Origin of the sequence: Enterobacter sp. ZOR0014, from assembly GCF_000798855.1 — a bacterium.
GTDB classification, from domain to species: domain Bacteria; phylum Pseudomonadota; class Gammaproteobacteria; order Enterobacterales; family Enterobacteriaceae; genus Enterobacter; species Enterobacter kobei.
On record NZ_JTLF01000262.1, the window covers coordinates 1 to 1421 of the forward strand.

A 1421-nucleotide genomic window follows, 5' to 3' on the forward strand; every position below is an offset into this window, starting at 1 on the left:
GGCAGATTAATTTTCTCTTGTGGGCGTTCAAAATGGACAAGCTTTAAGGCTTCTATTTCGGCTTGAGATATCGTTGCGATTTCGTTCCCAAATCTGACAAAATCCATCGCTCCGGGTATGCGTTTAATTGCGGTGGTATGGATATTGGCAGGGTTGAATCTTACAAAGATATAACCGGGAAAAGCCGGTGAGTTTATGAGTCTGTAGGCATTTTTTTTATCGCTCCGTCGTCTACGTTCTAAAATTAATGGGCAGCAAGTTTTAAGCCCAGCTTCATTAAGGTTCTGCTGTATGGTTTTCCAATAATTCTGACGGCAGCGCAGAAGATACCAGGCATCGGTAAATGTGTCCTGCATAGAGGCCTCCGAATGTCATAAGATATTGAAATGCAATAGCTAGCGCACTGCCTCATCCCTCAAAGCAGTACGTTTATTAGAATATTTAAGATTATTAATTCCCTAAGTTTGAGGGTTGTTTGATCTTTCGTCTAATTGTTTTGATTGATCAATCCTTTTGACATTGATCGGTTTAAACGATCAAACCTATCAGGCTTTGCTGCCGATAATATTAGGCCACATTGTTAGTAAAACAGCAAATTGTTAGAATATCTATATAAAATCACAGTGTTAATACGCCTAAACTCCATCGATACCGATTGCGGAGGAATGGCATGATTGGTAAGCGATTGAAGGCCGCACGTAAAGCGGCGCACATGACCCAGACAGAACTGGCGAAACGTGCTGGTATCGATGAACTGACGGTCAGTAGAATCTCGCATTATGAGACAGATACACACAGCCCCAACTTTCAACAAGCTTGTCGGTTTGCTGAAGTTTTGGATGTTCCTGAGTGCTATCTTTACTGCCGTGACGATGTGTTAGCTGATCAACTGTTGGCAATACATAAAAGGTATAAAAAATTCCGTTTTAACCCTTCCGAACTCAGCGAATTGGAGAGAGCAGAAAAGGAACTTAAAATTGCACTCGAAACAGTATCATCACTCTTAAGTAAGAGGACTGAAATCATGATCAACGATGAATTACCAGCCTCTTTGAAGCCTTAGCATTTAGTGGGACGCTACTAAATTTCTTTCTCTTTTCTCTGTTCAAAAAACCGAATATCCTTTTATAATCCTCAAAGATCAGTATCCGGGGTGGAACTGATTAGTAGCAGTTGCCGTTTCCAGGGGTGGTACGGCAGCTGCTATGCCCACTTACCAGATGATTAAGGCTAGGAAATGCAACAGGAGAATTCTTAGTATATGAATAAAATAGATTGGCTCATGAAGTTAAGACGCTGCAATTGTTTAGACACACTGGAAAAAATAATTGAGAAAAACCGATACTCTCTTTCCATAGATGATTTAGAAACATTCAACTCAGCAGCAGACCATCGTTTGGCAGAATTAACAATGAATGTTC

At 40.6% G+C, this 1421-nt stretch carries 3 protein-coding genes; 2 read left to right on the plus strand and 1 reads right to left on the minus strand.

Annotated elements, in window-relative coordinates; translation table 11 throughout:
• A partial coding sequence (locus L977_RS24560) for a transcription termination/antitermination NusG family protein (RefSeq protein WP_331423340.1) occupies positions 1 to 356 on the minus strand: 356 nt, incomplete at its 3' end.
• A 314-nt stretch (positions 357 to 670) separates the two neighbouring features.
• Here L977_RS24560 and L977_RS25275 point away from each other — a divergent pair.
• Entirely contained in the window at positions 671 to 1063 is a 393-nt protein-coding gene (locus L977_RS25275; protein ID WP_072031482.1) for a helix-turn-helix domain-containing protein, read from the plus strand.
• 198 nt (positions 1064 to 1261) lie between these two features.
• Positions 1262 to 1421: hemolysin expression modulator Hha (gene hha / locus L977_RS23255; RefSeq protein ID WP_052192634.1), on the plus strand; the 160-nt coding region annotated here is incomplete at its 3' end.

Bases quoted from the DNA above. Each gene is read 5' to 3' on its own strand.
- L977_RS25275 (WP_072031482.1), top strand. From the start codon at position 671: ATGATTGGTAAGCGATTGAAGGCCGCACGTAAAGCGGCGCACATGACC.